The following is a 17217-nucleotide window of genomic DNA, read 5'->3' as shown; positions in this document are numbered from 1 at the left end:
TAACTCTATCGGCGGCCCACCGGCCCACCCGGAGCCGACCACCCCTGCATGGCGTGAGGAATCGTCCGCTTGCGACTCGTTAGCATCGCGGGTGTGAGTCACCCCTGCGCGTCGTCCGGAACCGCGTTCCGGCGACCCGCAGCCCGGAACCGCGGCCCGGTGCTCGCGCTGGTGCTCGGTCTGCTGCTCGCCACGCTGCTGCCGTGGGCCCCCGCAGGCGCCGCACCCGCCCCGGTCCCGGACGCCCCGCTGACCGTCCGGCTCGTCCGGATGACCCCGGCGGTGGTCCCGACCAAGGGCCACCTGGTGCTGGAAGGCACGGTCACGAACAGCTCCCAGGACATCTGGCGGTCGGTGAACGTGCACCCCTTCATCGGGTTCCAGCCGATCACCACCCGCGAGGAGCTCGACACCGCGGCGGCCTCCGACCCGACCACCGACGTGGGCGAGCGGATCACCAAGATCGGCGACTTCGAGACCCTCGGCGACCTCCAGCCGGCGCAGACCGCGTCCTTCCGGATCGCCGTCCCGGTCAAGGACCTGCAGATCTCGGGGGCTCCCGGGGTCTACTGGGTCGGCATCCACGCGCTGGCCCAGTCCGAGAGCGGCGAGCGCAGCGTCCAGGGCCGGGACCGCACCTTCATCCCGCTGGTCAAGGACAAGAAGGCCCACACGTCCGTGGCGCTCGTCGTCCCGGTCCGCCAGGAGGTGCGACGCGACTCCAAGGCGCGGCTGCTCAACCCGACAGCCTGGTCGGACCTCCTCGAGCCGTCCGGCAGGCTCGGTCGGGTCGCCGGTTTTCTCACCGCTGCCGGGCCGACTCCGCTGACGCTGCTGATCGATCCCGCCGTGCTCGACGCCGCCTCGGACGTCGCCGCCGGCAACCCGGCGCTGTCGCTGGGCAAGGCGAGCCACGAGGGGCCGAGCGAGAGCCCCAGCCCGTCGGAGTCCCCGTCGCGGTCCGAGGACCGCGAGGGCGCCGTCGACCAGGCCAACGCGACGGCCTGGCTGAACCAGGTCAAGGTCGCGGCGCGCCGGCACACCACCCTCGGACTCGGGTACGCCGACCCGGACATCGCCGCCCTGCTGCGATCGCGCTCCGGGCTCTACGGCCTGACCACCAAGCTCTCGAGCGAGACCTTCGCGGACCTGCGCATCGACGTCGTGCCGACGGTCGCGCCGCCGACCGGTTGGCTGGCCGACGAGACCATCGCGCGGCTCAAGGCGCGGACCACGGTGCTGGTCTCCGACCACGGCACCCCGCGCACCCGGACCCGGTGGCTCGCGCCGAAGGGACAGGACCTGACCTTCGTCGACGCCCAGGCCTCCAGCGGCGGCCCCGGACCGACCCCGGCGCTGGACGCGCTCGCCCTGCGGCAGCGGATCCTGGCGGACGCCGCGCTGCGCACCACCGAGAAGACCAACGGCCCGATGGTCGTCGAGCTGCCGGCCGGATGGGACCCGGGCACGTCCTGGCAGTCCGCCGACTTCTTCACCAGCCTCGACCAGCCGTGGGTCGACCTGGTGTCACTCAGCCCGAACACCGACCCGAGCACCCCGACCTTCGACGGCTCGCTCGGCTACCCCGACTCCCAGCGCAAGCTGGAGATCCCCGGCCAGAACATCGGGGCTGCCCGGACGCTCGCCCAGACCAGCACCGCGCTCTCCCAGCTGCTGCTGTCCGAGAACCACGTCGAGCACACCCTCGGCGGGACCGCCCTGAACGCCGTCTCGGTGCACGCCCGCGACGACGAGGTCGGGACCCGCGTCCAGGTGCTCGACACGAACGCGGCGGTCCGCAGCCGGATCGGCAAGGTCGAGGTGCTGGGCACCGACTTCGTCACCCTGTCCGGTGGTTCGGGCACCCTGGCGGTCACCCTGGTCAACGGCCTCGACCAGCCGGTGAAGGTCGGCGTGGAACCGCGCACGTCCGCCAGTGACGTGACGGTCGCGGCCAGCAAGCCGGTGAAGATGGCCCCGGGTGAGCGCACGGTCCTGCGGCTGAAGGCGAAGGCTTCCTCGATCGGTGTCACCCGGATCACGCTGACCCCGGTCACCGCCGACGGCACCGAGCTCGGCACCCCGTTGTCCTTCAGCCTGCGCACCAGCCAGGTCGGCAAGACCATCTGGTTCGTGCTGATCGGGTTCGGGGCGCTGCTGGTCGTGATGATCCTGCGCCGGGTCCGCCGCGGCCTGGTCGAGCACCGCTGGAAGGGTCGTGGCTGAGCACGGGCCCGACGACGGGCCCGAGGAAGCAGCCGAGCCGTCGGTCGTCGGCTCCAGCGCGGTCATGGCCGCCGGGACCGTGGTCTCGCGGCTCTCCGGCTTCGTGCGCACCTCGCTGCTCGCCGCCGCGCTCGGCACCGGCCTGCACGCCGACATCTTCAACGTCGCGAACACGCTGCCGAACATGCTCTACATCCTGCTGGCGGGCGGCGTCTTCAACGCGGTGCTCGTTCCGCAGCTGGTGCGCGCGATCCGCAACGACGCCGACGGTGGCGAGGCCTACACCAACCGGGTGATCACCCTCGCCGCGCTGTTCCTCACCGCGGTCACCGTGCTGCTGGTGGTCGCCGCGCCCCTGGTGATGCGGCTGCTGGTCAACCCGCAGTACTTCACCCACGACTTCGCGGCCGAGCGCGCGTCGATGATCGCTTTCGCCCGCTACTGCCTGCCGCAGGTCTTCTTCTACGGGATGTTCGTGCTCGTCGGCCAGGTGCTGAACGCGCGCCGCAGCTTCGGCCCGATGATGTGGGCGCCGATCGCGAACAACGTCATCTCGGTCTTCGTGATCGTGCTCTACCTGCTCACCGTCGGCACCGCGAGCAAGGCCGAGCAGGCCGGCCCGTACTCCTCCGGCGCCGAGGCGCTGCTCGGCATCGGCTCGACGATCGGCATCGCGGTCCAGTTCCTGATCCTGATCCCGTACCTGAAGCGTTCGGGCTTCAGCTACCGCCCGCGCTTCGACTTCCGGCACTCCGGGCTCGGGCACACCCTGCGCCTGTCCATCTGGACGGTGCTGTTCGTGGTGGTCAACCAGGTCGCCTACACGGTCGTCGTACGGCTGGCCTCGGGCGGTACCGCTGCCGGGACCGACGGCACCGGCTACACCGTGTACTCGAACGCGTTCCTGCTGGTGATGGTGCCGCACTCGATCATCACCGTCTCGCTGGCCACCGCCGTGCTGCCCCGGCTGTCCGGGTACGCCGCCGCCGGCGACCTGCGTGCCCTGGCCTCCTCGGTGAACGCGACCATGCGCTCGACCTTCGCGCTGGTGCTGCCGGTGCTGGCGCTGATCCCGGTGGTCGCGCCCGACCTGGTCAACATCATCTGGGCCTACGGCTCGGCCCGGAACTCGGCCGGTGACTTCGTGCCGTCGGTCTCCCTGTTCGCGGTCGGCCTGTTCTTCTTCACCAGCCACTACCTGGTGCTGCGCGGGTTCTACGCGCTCGAGCAGAACCGGCGGGTCTTCGCCATCCAGTGCGTGATCTCGGCGGTGAACATCGTCGCCGCGGTCGCGCTGACCCGGGACATCGACCCCGCGGACACCGCACCGCGGCTGGTGCTCGCCTACGCGATCTCGTACGCCGTCGGCGCTGCGATCTCGTTCCGGCAGCTGGCCGTGCGCACCGGCGGACTCGGCGGGCGCGACCTGGTCCGCTTCGCCGTACGGATCGCGGTGGTGGTCGCGATCTCGGCCGGCCTCGCCTGGCTGACCCGCGTCGGCCTGGACCACTCCTTCGACGGCACCGACAAGTTCTCGGTGCTGGTGCGGCTCGCGCTTATGGGCGGCGTCGGGATGGGCAGCTACCTCGTGCTGGCGCGCCTGTTCCGGCTGACCGAGGTCACGGAGGTCACCCAGATCGTGACCCGGCGAATCCGTCCCTAGAGGTGGGCGCGCCCCTACGATGGGGCGACGAAACCGGCCGAGGAGGGCTGTGCTGAGGTGAACGACGGGCCACGCGCGATGAGCCCGGGCACGCTGCTGGGCGGTCGGTACCGCCTGGAAGTCCTCCTCTCGGAGCAAGGCGGTGCCCGGTTCTGGCGCGCCACCGACACGGTGCTCGCCCGCAACGTCGCCGTGCACGTCGTCCCGAGCGACGACCCGCGCGCTCCGGCCGTGCTCGACGCCGCACGGCGCTCGGCCCTGGTCACCGAGCAGCACTTCCTGCGCGTCCTGGACTGCGACGACGTCGACGGCACCACCTGGGTGATCAACGAGTGGGGGCAGGGCTCGTCGCTGGACGTGATGCTCGCCCAGGGCACGCTGCCGCCGATGCGGGCCGCCTGGCTGGCCCGCGAGGTCGCCGAGGCGATCGCCGCAGCGCACGCCAAGGACCTCGTCCACGGACGGCTCAACCCGGAAGCGGTGCTGGTCACCGACTCCGGGGCGGTGAAGATCATCGGCTTCGTCGTCAACGCCGCGTTCGAGCGGAACCTGACCGAGCCCTCGCCGTACGGCGAGATCAGCCCGCGCGAGGCCGACGTGATCGACCTCGCCGGCATCCTGTACGCCGCACTCACCGGCCGTTGGCCGGGCGTCGCGCCCTCGTCCCTGCCGCCGGCACCGCGCGAGGGCAACCGGCCGCTCCGCCCACGCCAGGTCCGCGCCGGGGTCCCGCGCACCCTGGACGCGATCTGCGACCGGGTGCTGCACAAGGAAGCCTCGCAGCACGTCCTGCCGGTGGAGTCCGCCTACGAGATCGCGGCCGCGCTCAGCGACTACGTCGGCGACCCGACCGCGGGTGCTCCGGTCGACCTGCCGACGATGCAGGAGGAGCTAGAGACGCCCGAGGCCCCCACTGGGACCGACGGCATCCCCGTGGTCGACGTCCCGGCCCCGGTTCCGGCCCCAGAAGCGGCGGCGCCGGTACCGCCGCCACCGCCTGCTCCCGAGCCTGCCTCCGAGCCCGCCTCCGAGCCGGATCCGCCCGCACGGCCGCTGGTCGACCCGGAGGAGACGATGGCGTCCGGCCCACCGCTGGAGAGCATCGAGTTCTTCGAGCCCGACGCCTGGGAACCAGCACCCCCGCCGCCGCCGTTCGAGGCTCCGGTCGACCGACCCCTGTTCGCCACCGAGGAACGTCGCATCCCGGCCCCGCCCGCGGGGGCGAACCCGCCGACCGGGCAGAACACCGGGTTCTGGCCGTTCGAGGAGGAGCCGGGGCCGGCGCGGACGGTCGCCCCGCCGCGCCGACGGCGCCGCTGGCTGCGCACCCTGGTGATCCTGGTTCTGGTGCTGGCGCTGGCCGGTGCGATGTACGCCGCGTTCACCGTCGGCAAGGGCGACGACAACAGCCCGTCGGGCTCCGGCTCGCAGACCCCGACGACCTCCGCACCGCCGACCCCGGTGGTCACCGGCACCCCGATCCCGATCGTGCAGGCCGGGGACTTCGACCCCGAGGGCGACCCGCCCGAGGAGAACCCGCAGCAGGTGCCGCGGGCCTTCGACGGCAACCCCTCCACGACCTGGCAGACCAGCGTCTACCGCGGGGACGCCCACCTCGGCGGCCTCAAGAGCGGCGTCGGCCTGGTCCTCGACCTCGGCTCCCAGCAGGAGGTCGGGTCCGTCGAGGTCAAGCTCGTCGGTACGCCGAACGACGTCGAGCTCTACGGCACCGCACCCGGCGAGAACGACCCGCCGGCCGAGTTGGCCGACGCCACCCGGCTCGCGTCCCTGAGCGACGTCGGCGACTCGGCGGTCTTCCGGCTCGACCCGAAGGTGCGCACCCGCTACCTGGTGATCTGGTTGACCAAGCTGCCCAAGGTCTCCGGAGGGTTCCAGGGCAAGATCGCCGAGATCACGGTCCGGTCGTGAGCGTCCGGCTCGACGAGCTCGACGACGCCGGCCTCCTCCTGGCTCACGCCGAGGGCGACCCCGACGCGTTCGGCGTGCTGTTCACCCGGCACCGCGACCGGTTGTGGGCGGTGGCTCTGCGCACCACCGGCAACCCCGAGGACGCCGCCGACGCGTTGCAGGAGGCGATGATCTCGGCCTTCCGCCGCGCCGCCGACTTCCGGGCCGAGGCGATGGTGACGACCTGGCTGCACCGGATCGTGGTGAACGCCAGCCTGGACCGCCTGCGTCGCAACAAGGTCCGCGCGGCCAGTGCGCTTCCCGACGACCTCGACGAGTACGCCGGCCGCGGAGCGGTGCTCACCTCGACCAGCGACGTGCACGACCCGGCCGTCGAGGCGGTGCGCTCGGACCAGCGCACCCAGCTGCTCAAGGCTCTCGACCGGCTGCCTCCGGACCAGAAGGCCGCGCTCGTGCTCGTCGACATGGAGGGGTACCCGGTCGAGGAGGCCGCCCGCATGCTCGGCTGCCCCACGGGCACGGTGAAGAGCCGCTGCGCCCGCGGGCGACATCGGCTGCTGGTGCTGCTGGAGGAGACGGGGATCACCGGAACCGGGTCCTTGGCGGCGGCGTCAGACTCAGGTACTGCGACCGAAGGGGGTGCACGATGACCGACGAACGATTCGACGACGCGGACTTCGACGACCCCGCGCACGCGGCGGTCCGCGACCTGCTCGCGTCGGCGAAGGTCGAGACGCCGATCCCCGCGGAGGTCGCCGCCCGACTGGAGGCCACGCTGGCCGAGCTGACCGGTGCCGCGCCCCGCGGGGAGGCCCCGCTGCCGGTGCCGGACGAGGACGACCCGGTCGTCGTCCCGCTGCGCCGTCGCTCGCGCCTGGCTCCGCGGATCCTCGCCGCCGCCGCGGTGGTGATCGTCGCCGGCGCCGGAGCGGTCGGGTTGGGCCAGGTCCTGGACAACACCTCGAGCAACAAGAGCGCCAGCGCCGACTCGGCGAACACGTCGGACGCGGGTGGTTCCGCAGCGGTCCCCACCGTGCCGCCGCCGGGTCCGGTGATGTCGCCGGAGGACAGCGTGACCGAGGCAAGCGGCAAGAGCTATGACTTCAACGCTGCACTCCGCAGCGTGCCGGTGCTGACCACCGACACCTTCGCCACCCAGGTCTCCGGGATCGACTTCGCCCAGGCGGCGCGGCGCGGCGCGAAGAATCTCAACCGCCTGTACACCCTGGGCAGCACGCCGACGACCACCGACCAGGCCTCGGGTGACCTGGAGGACACGTCTGGATCAGTCCCGACCCCGCAGTCAGCGGACGCCAACGCGTCGAAGTCAACCGTGCTCGCGCTCGCGCGTGCCGCCGGACAGTGTGCTGGCCCGAAGATCGACGGCACCAAGACCTACCCGATCGTGCTCGACAACCAGCCGGCCGTCCTGGTGGTGCATCCCGCGAACGCGGGAACCCAGCTCGTCGAGGCCTGGGCGTGCGACGGCTCAAAGGTGCTCGCCTTCACCACTGTTCCCGCCTGACCCCTGCATCACCGCGTGGGTCGCGTCCACGTGCGCGCGCCGGTCGCACCCGGGGAATGGCGCCTGCCTAGGATCTGTTGAAGCAGCAGACCCACTACAGAGCAGGCGATCAATGTCCGAGACGCGCAACGTCATCATCATCGGCTCCGGCCCGGCCGGTTACACCGCGGCCGTGTACGCCGCCCGCGCGAACCTGAACCCGCTGGTGTTCGAGGGCGCCGTCACCGCCGGTGGCGCGCTGATGAACACCACCGAGGTGGAGAACTTCCCCGGCTTCCGCGACGGCATCCAGGGCCCCGCGCTCATGGACGAGATGCGCGCGCAGGCCGAGCGCTTCGGCGCCGAGCTGGTCACCGACGACGTCATCGAGGTCGACCTGACCGGTGAGGTGAAGGTCGTGAAGACCGAGGAGGGCACCTTCACCGCGAAGGCCGTCATCCTGGCGATGGGCTCGGGCTACAAGAAGCTCGGCATCCCCGACGAGGACCGCCTCTCGGGCCACGGCGTCTCCTGGTGCGCCACCTGTGACGGCTTCTTCTTCCGCGAGCAGCACATCGCCGTAGTCGGCGGTGGCGACTCCGCCGTCGAGGAGGCGACGTTCCTGTCCCGCTTCGGCTCCAAGGTCAGCCTGATCGTGCGCCGCGACGAGCTGCGCGCCTCCAAGATCATGGCCGAGCGTGCCTTCGCGGACCCGAAGATCGACATCGTCTGGAACTCGGCGATCGAGACCATCCACGGCGACGACAAGCTCTCCGGCCTGACCCTGAAGGACACGGTGACCGGCGAGACCCGCGAGCTGGACGCCACCGGCCTGTTCATCGCGATCGGCCACGACCCGCGTTCGGAGCTGCTGCCGGGCCAGGTCGACCTGGACGACGAGGGCTACGTGCTGGTGCAGGAGCGCAGCACGCGCACCAACCTGGAGGGCGTCTTCGCCTGCGGCGACCTGGTCGACCACACCTACCGCCAGGCGATCACCGCGGCCGGTAGCGGATGTGCAGCCGCCCTCGACGCCGAGCGGTACCTCGCGGCCAAGGAGCACGCCGAGAAGACGGCAGAGGCGACCGCGGTGGGCGCGTCCGCCTGACGACCGCCGGGAATGGATGTCCCCGGTCCCCTGTTCAATAACTGCAAGCCAACCGAATCAAACGAGGAGCAACCATGGCCAACCTTCAGGCCGTCACCGACGCCGACTTCGAGGCCGAGGTGCTGAAGTCCGAGACCCCCGTCCTGGTCGACTTCTGGGCCGAGTGGTGCGGTCCGTGTCGCCAGGTCGCCCCGATCCTCGACGAGATCGCCACCGAGCACGCTGACAAGCTGCGCCTGGTGAAGCTCAACGTCGACGAGAACCCGGTGACCGCGGCCGCGTACCGCGTGACCGGCATCCCGACCCTCAACGTGTACCAGAACGGTGAGGTCGTGAAGCAGATCGTCGGCGCCAAGCCGAAGGCCGCGCTGCTGCGCGAGCTCGCCGACATCATCGGCTGACCGGATCGGCCGAACAGGCACCGCTCGACCACCGAGCACCTGCGCGCCCGGAACCACCCCCGTTTGTGAAGCGGGCTAGTGTTCCGGGCGCGCGTTCTGTTTCAGTAGTGCTGCGACCTCGACCTCCCGGGAGCCCCTAGTGACGACCACGACGTTCCGCAACGGCGATGCAGGTCCTGCCGTCACGCAGATCGTCGGCCTGCTCGACCAGCTGGGCCTCATCGAGGGGGACCTGCCGGGGTCGTTCGACGACCGGGTCGAGCTCGCGGTCCGCACCTTCCAGCAGCAGCGCGGCCTGCACGTCGACGGGGTGGTGGGCGTCGCCACCTTCCGTCGGATGGACGAAGCCCGCTGGACCCTCGGCGACCGGATCCTGACGCACCTGCCCGGCAGCCTGATGGCCGGCGACGACGTCTTCGCCCTCCAGCGCCGGCTGCTGGAGCTCGGCTTCAAGGTGGGCCGGGTCGATGGCTACTTCGGACCCGAGACCGAGGCCGGGCTGCGCGACTTCCAGCGCAACGTCGGCATCCCGGCCGACGGCACCTGCGGCCCGTTGACGCTGAAGATGCTGGCCCAGCTCGCCCCGATGGTCAGTGGTGGCGCCCCGAACGCGATGCGGGCCCAGGAGCGGATCCGTGACGCCGGCCCGCAGCTCGGCGGCAAGATCGTGGTGATCGACCCCTCGCCCGGACAGCACCTCCCGGATGAGTACGCCGAGACCGCCGCCGAGATCGTGCACGACCTGGCCGCACGCATCGAGGGCCGCCTGGTGGCGACCGGGGTGCAGGCGTTCCTGACCGCGTCGCGCAGCGGGCGGCACCGCGCCGAGGTCGAGGATGCGACCCAGGAGACCGAGCGCGCCCAGTTCGCGAACCGTGCGAACGCGCACCTGTCGATCTCCCTGGCCGTCGACGCTTCGGCCAACACCGACGCCTGTGGTGTGGCGACGTACTTCTTCGGGTCCGAGAAGCACAACACCCGCTCCTCGACCGGCGAGCGGTTCGCGAGCCTGGTGCAGCGCGAGATCGTCGCGCGGACCGATCTCGTCGACCTGCGCACCCACGCCAAGGCCTGGGAGTTCCTGCGGCGCACCCGGATGCCGGCGGTCCAGGTCGATGCCGGCTACCTCTCCAACCCGGGCGACGCCCAGCGGTTGGCCGATCCGGGTTTCCGCGACGTGCTCGCCGAGGCGGTGGTGGTCGCCGTCCAACGGTTCTACCTCAGCCCGGAGGCGGACGCGCACACCGGCGTGCTGCGGCTCAGTGAGCTCCGCTCGGTCCTGGCTGCTGAGTCGGACGATCACTGACCTGACGTCGCACGCCGGGTTGCAGTCCGCGCGGTGACTGCGGCACCGGGTTGCGGCTCGGTCGCTTGACCACGCCGAGGATCTTCTCGGCAGCGGCCTCGAACTCCTCGCGCCACGTGATGGTGGTGCGCAGGTCCATCCGCATCCGCGGGAACCGGGCGTGCGCCCGGTGGGTGCGGAACCCGATCGCGAGCAGGAAGTCCACGGGCAGGACGCACGAACCCGGGTGCGGTCGGTGCGCGCCGAAGGTCTCCACCGCCCCGATGCCGCCGTGCTTGATCAGGTCCTTGGCCATCGACTGGATCAGGACCCGGCCGAGTCCGCCACCGCGGAACTCCGGATCGACGAAGGTGCTGCCGAGCAGGACCGCGTCGCTGCTCACCGGCGCGGTCGCGAACCCGTCTCCTCCGCGCAGGTGCAGTGCCGGTGCCCAGAGCACGTGTCCGGCCGGACGTCCGTCGACGCTGACCACGCGACCGACGCTCCCCCACTCGCGCAGCATCAGGGACACCCAGGCGGCCTTCTCCTCCGCCTCGTGCCCGCGGATCCGCTCGCGGCGTACCGGGTCGAGCTCCCAGAACGTGCAGGTGGCACCGTGCCCGGCCAGTGCCGGCAGGTTGTCGAGGGTCAGTCGGTCGACCTGGCGTCCCACGGATCCATCGTAGGTCAGCGACGCAGGGTCGCCAGGAAGTCCTCGATCCGGCCGATGGCCTCGGTGAGCATGTCGACGTCGGGCAGCGTGACGAGCCGGAAGTGGTCGGGCTCGAACCAGTTGAAACCGGTGCCGTGGGTGACCAGGATCTTCTTGGCCCTCAGCAGGTCGATGACGAACGCCTCGTCGTCGGTGATGCCGAACATCTCGGTGTCCAGCTTCGGGAAGCAGTACAGCGCACCCATGGGTTCGACGCAGCTGACGCCGTCGATGTCGTTGAGCAGCTTCGCGGCCAGCTTGCTCTGCTCGTAGAAGCGGCCACCCGGACCGATGTACTCGCTGATCGACTGGTACCCACCGAGCGCCGTCTGGATGGCGTGCTGGGCGGGCACGTTCGCGCACATGCGCATGTTGGCCAGCAGGGTCAGGCCCTCGAGGAAGTCCTCGGCGAGGTGCTTGGGTCCGGAGATCATCACCCAGCCGGCCCGGTACCCGCAGACGCGGTAGGCCTTGGACAGACCGCTGAACGTCAGGCAGAGGACGTCGTCGCTGGCGTACGTCGCGGTGTGGTGGTGCACCGCGTCGTCGAACAGGATCTTCTCGTAGATCTCGTCGCTGAAGATGACGAGCTCGTGGCGACGCGCGATGTCGACGAGACCCTTCACGGTCTCCTCGCTGTAGACGGCGCCGGTGGGGTTGTTCGGGTTGATGATCACCAGGGCGTGGGTGTTCTCGGTGATCTTGGACTCGATGTCCTCGAGGTCCGGGTTCCAGCCGTTCTCCTCGTCGCACCGGTAGTGCACCGGGACGCCGCCGCCGAGGGTGACCGCTCCGGTCCACAGCGGGTAGTCCGGCGCGGGGATGAGGATCTCGTTGCCGTCGTCGAGGAACGCCTGGAGCACCAGGGAGATCAGCTCGGAGACGCCGTTGCCGATGAAGACGTCGTCGACCTGGGTGTCGGTGAGCCCGCGCTGCTGGTAGTACTGCGCGACCGCGGTGCGCGCGGAGTAGATGCCGCGGGAGTCGGAGTACCCCTGCGCGTCCGGCAGGTTGTGCACCATGTCGGCGACGATCGCCTCGGGCGCCTCGAAGCCGAACGGGGCCGGGTTCCCGATGTTGAGCTTGAGGATCTTGTGGCCCTCGGCCTCGAGTCGCTGTGCCTCGACCAGGATCGGACCCCGTACGTCGTAGCGGACGTGCTGGAGCTTGCGGGACTGGACGATGCGGCGCATGGGAGAAGTGTTCCAGACGGCGTACCGGCGTCGCCTGGGGTTATCCGCGGGGCATTTCGCCGTTACCTACTCTCCCGTAGGGTTCGGCCATGATCGACATCTCGTACCCGATCGTCATCGCCGCCGCGAAGACCTGGTTCAAGCTCGGCGACATCGACATCCGGATGACGGGGATGGAGAACATCCCGGAGAAGGGTGGCGTCCTGCTCGCGGTGAACCACCTCTCCTTCGTGGACTACCTGATGGCTGGGTACCCGGGCGTCGAGCGCGGCCGCCTGACGCGGTTCATGGCCAAGAAGGAGGTCTTCGACCACGCCGTCGGCGGCCCGGTGATGCGCTCGTTCCACCACATCGCGATCGACCGCACCTCGGGTCAGGGCGGCATCGACGAGGCGATCCGCTACCTGCACGACGGCGAGTGCGTCGGCATCTTCCCGGAGGGCACCATCTCCCGGAGCTTCGAGCTCCAGCCCGTGAAGACCGGCGCCGTCCGGATCGCCCAGGAGGCCGGGGTGCCCCTGGTCCCGATCGTTCTCTGGGGCACCCAGCGCTTCCTGACCAAGGGCAAGCCGCGCGACTTCAAGCGCCACAAGACCGTCGGCATCGAGATCGGCGAAGCCCTGCACCCCACTGCTGCGGACAACGCCAACGTCGTCACGAAGGAGCTGCAGACGACGATGGAGGCGATGCTCGACCGGCTCATCACGGCGCACCCGGCTGGCGAGCAACCGCCCGGTTCCTGGTGGCTGCCGGCCCGCTTCGGAGGCTCTGCACCGACCCTCGACGAGGCCGCGGCGTTGTACGCCGAGGAGCGCCGGCTGCGCGCTGAGCGCAAGGCCAAGAAGTCGGGAAGCGCCTAAACCTGCAGGTCAGCGCCCTGAGACTCTTTAGTCATTTATTGCTTTGTCGACAAAGAGATGAATCCTTGAAGACCTAGATCGGCCTGTCGTCACGATTGCGCGGGTCGATCACGCCGACGATCCGCTCGAGGTCTCCGAGGGACGCGAACTCGATCGTGATGCGTCCCTTGGACTTGCCCATGCTGACCTTGACCCGGGTGTCGAGCCGGTCCGAGAGCCGGTCGTTCAGGTCGGCCAGACCGGGTGCCGACGGACGCCGTGCCTTGAACCGGACGGTCTCGCCCTCGTCCTCGTCAACACCGACGGCGACGATCTCCTCGAGCCCCCGGACCGAGATGCCCTCGGCCACCACCCGGGCCGCGAGACGGTCCTGGGCACCTGCATCGCTGATGCCCAGCAGAGCCCGCGCATGGCCGGCCGAGAGGACACCAGCGGCCACCCGTCGCTGGACGGCCGGCGACAGCTTGAGCAGTCGGAGGGTGTTGCTGATCTGCGGCCGGCTCCTGCCGATCCGGGTCGACAGCTCCTCGTGGGTGCACCCGAAGTCGTCCAGCAGCTGCTGGTAGGCGGCCGCCTCTTCGAGCGGGTTCAGCTGGGACCGGTGCAGGTTCTCCAGGAGGGCGTCCCGGAGCATGTCGTCATCACCCGTGTCCCGGACGATCGCCGGGATCGTGGCCAGGCCGGCCTCGGTGGTCGCGCGCCAACGGCGCTCGCCCATGATGAGCTCGTAGCGGCCGTCGCCGATGCTGCGGACGACGACCGGCTGCAGGAGACCGATCTCCTTGACCGAGTGAACCAGCTCGGCCATCGCCTCCTCGTCGAAGACCTGGCGGGGCTGGCGGGTGTTCGGGGTGATCGCGGTGATCGGCAGCTCGGCGAAGTAGGCACCCGCGACCATCGCCGGACCGGTATCTCCCGGTACGCCCTGGTTCGTAGTGGTTTCTGCACCGGGCTCGGGCTGCGTCGGGATCAGCGAGCCGAGTCCTCGGCCCAGTCCTCGTCGCTTCTCGCTCATGCACGCACCCCGATCACAGCTGTCCTCCCTTGATGGCCATCTCGCGGGCGGCCTCCGAATAGCTGAGTGCGCCCGGCGAGCCCGGATCGTACGTGATCACGCTCTGGCCGTACGAAGGGGCCTCGGAGACGCGGACCGAGCGCGGGATGGTCGTCCGCAACACCTGCTCCTTGAAGTGCTCACGGACCTCGTCGGCGACCCCCGCGGCGAGGTTCGTGCGGGAGTCGTACATCGTGATGAGAATCGTGGAGATCGAGAGGTCGCTGTTCAGGTGCGCCTTCACCATCTCGACGGTCTCGATCAGCTGGCCGAGGCCCTCGAGGGCGTAGTACTCGGCCTGGATCGGGATCAGCATCTCCACGCCGGCGACGAGCGCGTTCAGGGTCAGGAGGCCGAGCGACGGCGGGCAGTCGATGAGCACGTAGTCGAGTCGGTCCTCGGAGCCCGTGCCGATCAGCTCGTACGCCGCCAGCGCCTTCTTCAGGCGGCTCTCCCGTGCGACGACGCTGACGAGCTCGATCTCCGCTCCAGCCAGGTCGATGGTCGCGGGCACGATGAAGAGCCCCGGGATGTCCGCGTGCTCCTGGACTGCCTCGGAGAGCGGCATCCCGTCGACGAGCACGTCGTAGGACGAGTTCGTCCCCCGGCGGTGGTCGACCGACAGTGCGGTCGACGCATTGCCCTGGGGGTCCAGGTCGACCACGAGCACCCGCTGGCCGCCCTGGGCCAGCGCCACCGCGAGGTTCACCGTGGAGGTCGTCTTGCCGACTCCCCCCTTCTGGTTCGCGACGACCATGACCCGGGTCTTCGAGGGCCGCGGCAGCGGGTCGCGGAAGTTCATCCGCTCCCGGGCACGCAGCTCGGCCTCGATCGCTCGCGCCAGAGGGGTGGAGGTGTCGCCGTACGACGTCCTGGTCTCTTCCAGGTCTGCGGCAGTTCGAACGGCCGCGTTTTCCGGTTCGGTGGTCCCGTTCTCCGGCTGGGTCACGCTGTTCTCCTGAGACGATGTTTCACGTGAAACAGGCCGTCGGCCTGTGGATAACTGGGGTGGTTCTGTGGATTGCCCCGCTTGGAGGGTCTTCCTGGGCGGTGGATAACTTCTGGCGCAGAACCACCCGAAAGGACTATCTCCCTAGTTCGAACGTCACATCTTGAGGATCCGCACGACGCGTACCGGCGGGGCCAGGAGCTCTGCTCCCAGCTCCACGACGCCCTGCACCTGTCCACGCTCCTGGGCGATGACCTTGGCGGCGGCCGCGAGCTCGTCCTCCGCGGATGAGCCTTTCATGGCCAGGAACTCTCCGCCAGCCCTGACCAAGGGCAAAGACCAGCGACTGAGCCGGTCAAGGGGGGCAACTGCACGCGAAGTGACCACGTCGAAGGTCTCCTTGCCGTGCAGCTCGTCAGCCCGGCCGCGAACAACCCGCACGTTCGCAAGTCCCAGAGCCTCGACGGCCTCGTCCAGGAAGGTGGTCCTGCGCAGCAACGGCTCGACCAGGGTGACCGTCAGGTCGGCCCTGCGGATGGCCATGACCAGGCCCGGAAGGCCCGCTCCGGACCCGATGTCGCAGACCGAGGATCCCTCCGGGACCGCATCGGTCACGACCGCGCAGTTGAGGAGGTGTCGGTCCCAGAGGCGCGGCACCTCGCGAGGCCCGATCAGTCCACGGACGATCCCGTCGGTCGCCAGGAGGCCGGCGTAGGCCTCGGCCGTCGGGAGCGCATCGGAAAACACCCCCTGCGCCTCAGGCGGTGCAGGGGGTGTTTCACGTGAAACATCGGGGGTCACGCGGGGAGGACCACCACGTACCGACGGGGCTCGACACCCTCGGACTCCGACTTCAGGCCGGCGGCAGCAACAGCGTCGTGCACGACCTTGCGCTCGAACGGCGACATCGGCTCGAGGGAGACGGAGTCGCCCTTCTCCTTGACCTCGGCAACGACCGCGGCGGCCTTCTCCTCCAGCGTGGTGCGACGCGCGGCACGGTGGCCGGACACGTCCAGCATCAGGCGCGAGCGCTCACCGGTCTCCCGGTACACAGCCAGGCGGGTGAGCTCCTGGAGCGCCTCCAGCACCTCTCCCTTGTCGCCGATCAGCTGCGGCAGGTCGGCGCCGACGATGGACACGGTCGCCCGGTCCCCCTCGACGTCCATGTCCAGGTCACCGTCGAGGTCCGCGATCTCGAGGAGCTCCTCGAGGTAGTCCGCGGCGATCTCGCCCTCCTGCTCCAGTCGCTTGGTGCGCGACGGACGGTCGGCGTTCTCCTCGTCGACGGCGGCTGCGTCCTCGACGACGGTCTCGGTGTCAGTGGTCTCGCTCAACTGTTGTCTCCCTGATCGGTGCTGTCGCTCGACGGCGACGGGTTCTTGGGGCCCTGCGTACGACGCTGCTGCCGGGACTGCTTCTTCGGCTGCTGGCGCTGCGCGGGGCGACGCTCCTCGACGATCTCCTCGACAGCAACCGCCGCGGTGCCGGGGACCGGCTCGCCCTTGGCGGCCGCCTTCGCGGCGTCTCGCTTCTGCTTGGCCCGGAAGGCCTCGGTGTTCGGAGCGGGGTTGTTCCGGATGACGTAGAACTGCTGACCCATGGTCCACAGGTTCGAGGTGGTCCAGTACAGGAGCACGCCGATCGGGAAGGCGATACCGCCGACCGCGAAGACCAGCGGCAGGATGTAGAGGAGCATCTTCTGCTGCTGGGCGTAGGGGCCCGAGAGGGCGTCCGCCGGCATGTTCTTGCTCATCAGCTGGCGCTGGGTGAGGAAGGTGGTCGCCGTCATCGCCAGCACCAGGAAGACCGCGATGATCTTGACCTCGGTGACGTCGGCGTTCATGAAGCTCGAAGAGATCGTCCCGCCGAAGATCTTCGCCTTGGCGAAGCTGTAGGCGTCAGCGCTGGACAGCACGCCGATCGACTTCGCCGACTCGAGCGACTTGGTCTTGGCGGCGTGGCTCAGCAGGCGGAACAGCGCCAGGAAGATCGGCATCTGGATCAGGAGCGGCAGGCAGGACGAGAACGGGTTGGTCCCGGTGTCCTTGTAGAGCGCCATCGTCTCCTGGGTCAGACGCTCGCGGTCGTGCCCGTACTTCTTCTGCAGCTCCTTGACCTTGGGCTGCAGCAGCTGCATGTTCCGGCTCGACTTGATCTGCTTCACGAACAGCGGGATCAGCAGCGCACGGATCGTCAGGGTCAGGAAGACGATCGACAGGACCCAGGACACACCACTGTGCTGACCGAAGATCGCACCGAAGACCTTGTGCCAGCCGATGAGCACCACGGAGACGCCGTAGTACAGCGGCGTCATGATGAAGTGGCCGATATCG

The 17217-nt window shown here is 69.7% G+C and carries 16 protein-coding genes; 9 read left to right on the top strand and 7 right to left on the bottom strand.

What is annotated here, in order from left to right; translation table 11 throughout:
• Positions 1-93 precede the first annotated feature (93 nt).
• The 8 genes from EFL95_RS18525 (at position 94) to EFL95_RS18490 (ending at position 10137) form a co-directional block, all read left to right on the top strand.
• On the top strand, positions 94-2226 hold the full coding sequence (locus EFL95_RS18525; protein WP_148045107.1) for a DUF6049 family protein: 2133 nt from the start codon (positions 94-96) through the stop codon (positions 2224-2226).
• The gene (gene murJ / locus EFL95_RS18520; protein ID WP_246005045.1) at positions 2219-3889 is read left to right on the top strand and encodes a murein biosynthesis integral membrane protein MurJ; all 1671 of its coding nucleotides are present in this window, start codon (positions 2219-2221) and stop codon (positions 3887-3889) included. Before EFL95_RS18525 ends, murJ begins: the two co-directional genes overlap by 8 nt.
• Positions 3890-3946: 57 nt before the next feature.
• Positions 3947-5818: a protein kinase family protein gene (locus tag EFL95_RS18515; RefSeq protein ID WP_148045106.1), complete on the top strand. Its 1872-nt coding sequence runs from the start codon at positions 3947-3949 to the stop codon at positions 5816-5818.
• Positions 5815-6468, top strand: coding sequence for an RNA polymerase sigma factor SigM (gene sigM / locus EFL95_RS18510; protein ID WP_123235596.1), 654 nt, complete (start codon positions 5815-5817; stop codon positions 6466-6468). The genes EFL95_RS18515 and sigM overlap by 4 nt, the downstream gene beginning before the upstream one ends.
• Complete coding sequence (locus EFL95_RS18505) at positions 6465-7343, top strand: hypothetical protein (protein ID WP_123235595.1); 879 nt, start codon at positions 6465-6467, stop codon at positions 7341-7343. The genes sigM and EFL95_RS18505 overlap by 4 nt, the downstream gene beginning before the upstream one ends.
• A gap of 112 nt (positions 7344-7455) precedes the next feature.
• Entirely contained in the window at positions 7456-8430 is a 975-nt protein-coding gene (gene trxB / locus EFL95_RS18500) for a thioredoxin-disulfide reductase (protein ID WP_123235594.1), read from the top strand.
• A 74-nt stretch (positions 8431-8504) separates the two neighbouring features.
• A complete protein-coding gene (gene trxA / locus EFL95_RS18495) occupies positions 8505-8831 on the top strand; it encodes a thioredoxin (protein WP_123235593.1) in 327 nt (108 codons plus the stop codon).
• Positions 8832-8970: 139 nt separating this feature from the next.
• Positions 8971-10137: an N-acetylmuramoyl-L-alanine amidase gene (locus EFL95_RS18490; protein ID WP_123235591.1), complete on the top strand. Its 1167-nt coding sequence runs from the start codon at positions 8971-8973 to the stop codon at positions 10135-10137.
• Here EFL95_RS18490 and EFL95_RS18485 read toward each other — a convergent pair.
• Entirely contained in the window at positions 10091-10789 is a 699-nt protein-coding gene (locus EFL95_RS18485) for a GNAT family N-acetyltransferase (RefSeq protein ID WP_123235590.1), read from the bottom strand. The two genes, EFL95_RS18490 and EFL95_RS18485, sit on opposite strands and share 47 nt — an antisense overlap.
• Positions 10790-10803: 14 nt before the next feature.
• Positions 10804-12021, bottom strand: coding sequence for a pyridoxal phosphate-dependent aminotransferase (locus EFL95_RS18480; protein ID WP_123235589.1), 1218 nt, complete (start codon positions 12019-12021; stop codon positions 10804-10806).
• An 89-nt stretch (positions 12022-12110) separates the two neighbouring features.
• Between EFL95_RS18480 and EFL95_RS18475 the strand changes: the two genes are divergently transcribed.
• The gene (locus tag EFL95_RS18475) at positions 12111-12881 is read left to right on the top strand and encodes a lysophospholipid acyltransferase family protein (RefSeq protein WP_123235588.1); all 771 of its coding nucleotides are present in this window, start codon (positions 12111-12113) and stop codon (positions 12879-12881) included.
• Between the two features lie 73 nt (positions 12882-12954).
• Here the strand turns inward: EFL95_RS18475 and EFL95_RS18470 are convergent, their stop codons facing one another.
• The 5 genes from EFL95_RS18470 to yidC all read right to left on the bottom strand — a co-directional run bounded on the left by EFL95_RS18470 (position 12955) and on the right by yidC (position 17198).
• The gene (locus EFL95_RS18470; RefSeq protein WP_123235587.1) at positions 12955-13896 is read right to left on the bottom strand and encodes a ParB/RepB/Spo0J family partition protein; all 942 of its coding nucleotides are present in this window, start codon (positions 13894-13896) and stop codon (positions 12955-12957) included.
• Between the two features lie 13 nt (positions 13897-13909).
• Complete coding sequence (locus EFL95_RS18465) at positions 13910-14884, bottom strand: ParA family protein (protein WP_281272239.1); 975 nt, start codon at positions 14882-14884, stop codon at positions 13910-13912.
• Between the two features lie 156 nt (positions 14885-15040).
• Complete coding sequence (gene rsmG / locus EFL95_RS18460) at positions 15041-15631, bottom strand: 16S rRNA (guanine(527)-N(7))-methyltransferase RsmG (protein ID WP_246005044.1); 591 nt, start codon at positions 15629-15631, stop codon at positions 15041-15043.
• A gap of 50 nt (positions 15632-15681) precedes the next feature.
• Complete coding sequence (locus EFL95_RS18455) at positions 15682-16218, bottom strand: Jag family protein (protein WP_123235585.1); 537 nt, start codon at positions 16216-16218, stop codon at positions 15682-15684.
• Positions 16215-17198, bottom strand: a complete 984-nt coding sequence (yidC, locus tag EFL95_RS18450) for a membrane protein insertase YidC (RefSeq protein ID WP_425463978.1) — start codon at positions 17196-17198, stop codon at positions 16215-16217. The genes EFL95_RS18455 and yidC overlap by 4 nt, the downstream gene beginning before the upstream one ends.
• Between the last annotated feature and the right edge of the window lie 19 nt (positions 17199-17217).

Origin of the sequence: Nocardioides marmorisolisilvae (genome assembly GCF_003725775.1) — a bacterium.
Taxonomy (GTDB): Bacteria; Actinomycetota; Actinomycetes; order Propionibacteriales; family Nocardioidaceae; genus Marmoricola; species Marmoricola marmorisolisilvae.
Note: the sequence above shows the minus strand (reverse complement) of the source record. Positions and strands in the feature narration are given on the sequence as shown.

Excerpts from the sequence above, each read along its gene's own strand:
- EFL95_RS18505 (WP_123235595.1), top strand. The coding sequence starts at position 6,465 with ATGACCGACGAACGATTCGACGACGCGGACTTCGACGACCCCGCGCAC.
- trxA (WP_123235593.1), top strand. The coding sequence starts at position 8,505 with ATGGCCAACCTTCAGGCCGTCACCGACGCCGACTTCGAGGCCGAGGTG.
- EFL95_RS18480 (WP_123235589.1), bottom strand. The coding sequence starts at position 12,021 with ATGCGCCGCATCGTCCAGTCCCGCAAGCTCCAGCACGTCCGCTACGAC.
- EFL95_RS18470 (WP_123235587.1), bottom strand. The coding sequence starts at position 13,896 with ATGAGCGAGAAGCGACGAGGACTGGGCCGAGGACTCGGCTCGCTGATC.
- trxB (WP_123235594.1), top strand. The coding sequence starts at position 7,456 with ATGTCCGAGACGCGCAACGTCATCATCATCGGCTCCGGCCCGGCCGGT.
- yidC (WP_425463978.1), bottom strand. The coding sequence starts at position 17,198 with ATGACGCCGCTGTACTACGGCGTCTCCGTGGTGCTCATCGGCTGGCAC.
- EFL95_RS18475 (WP_123235588.1), top strand. The coding sequence starts at position 12,111 with ATGATCGACATCTCGTACCCGATCGTCATCGCCGCCGCGAAGACCTGG.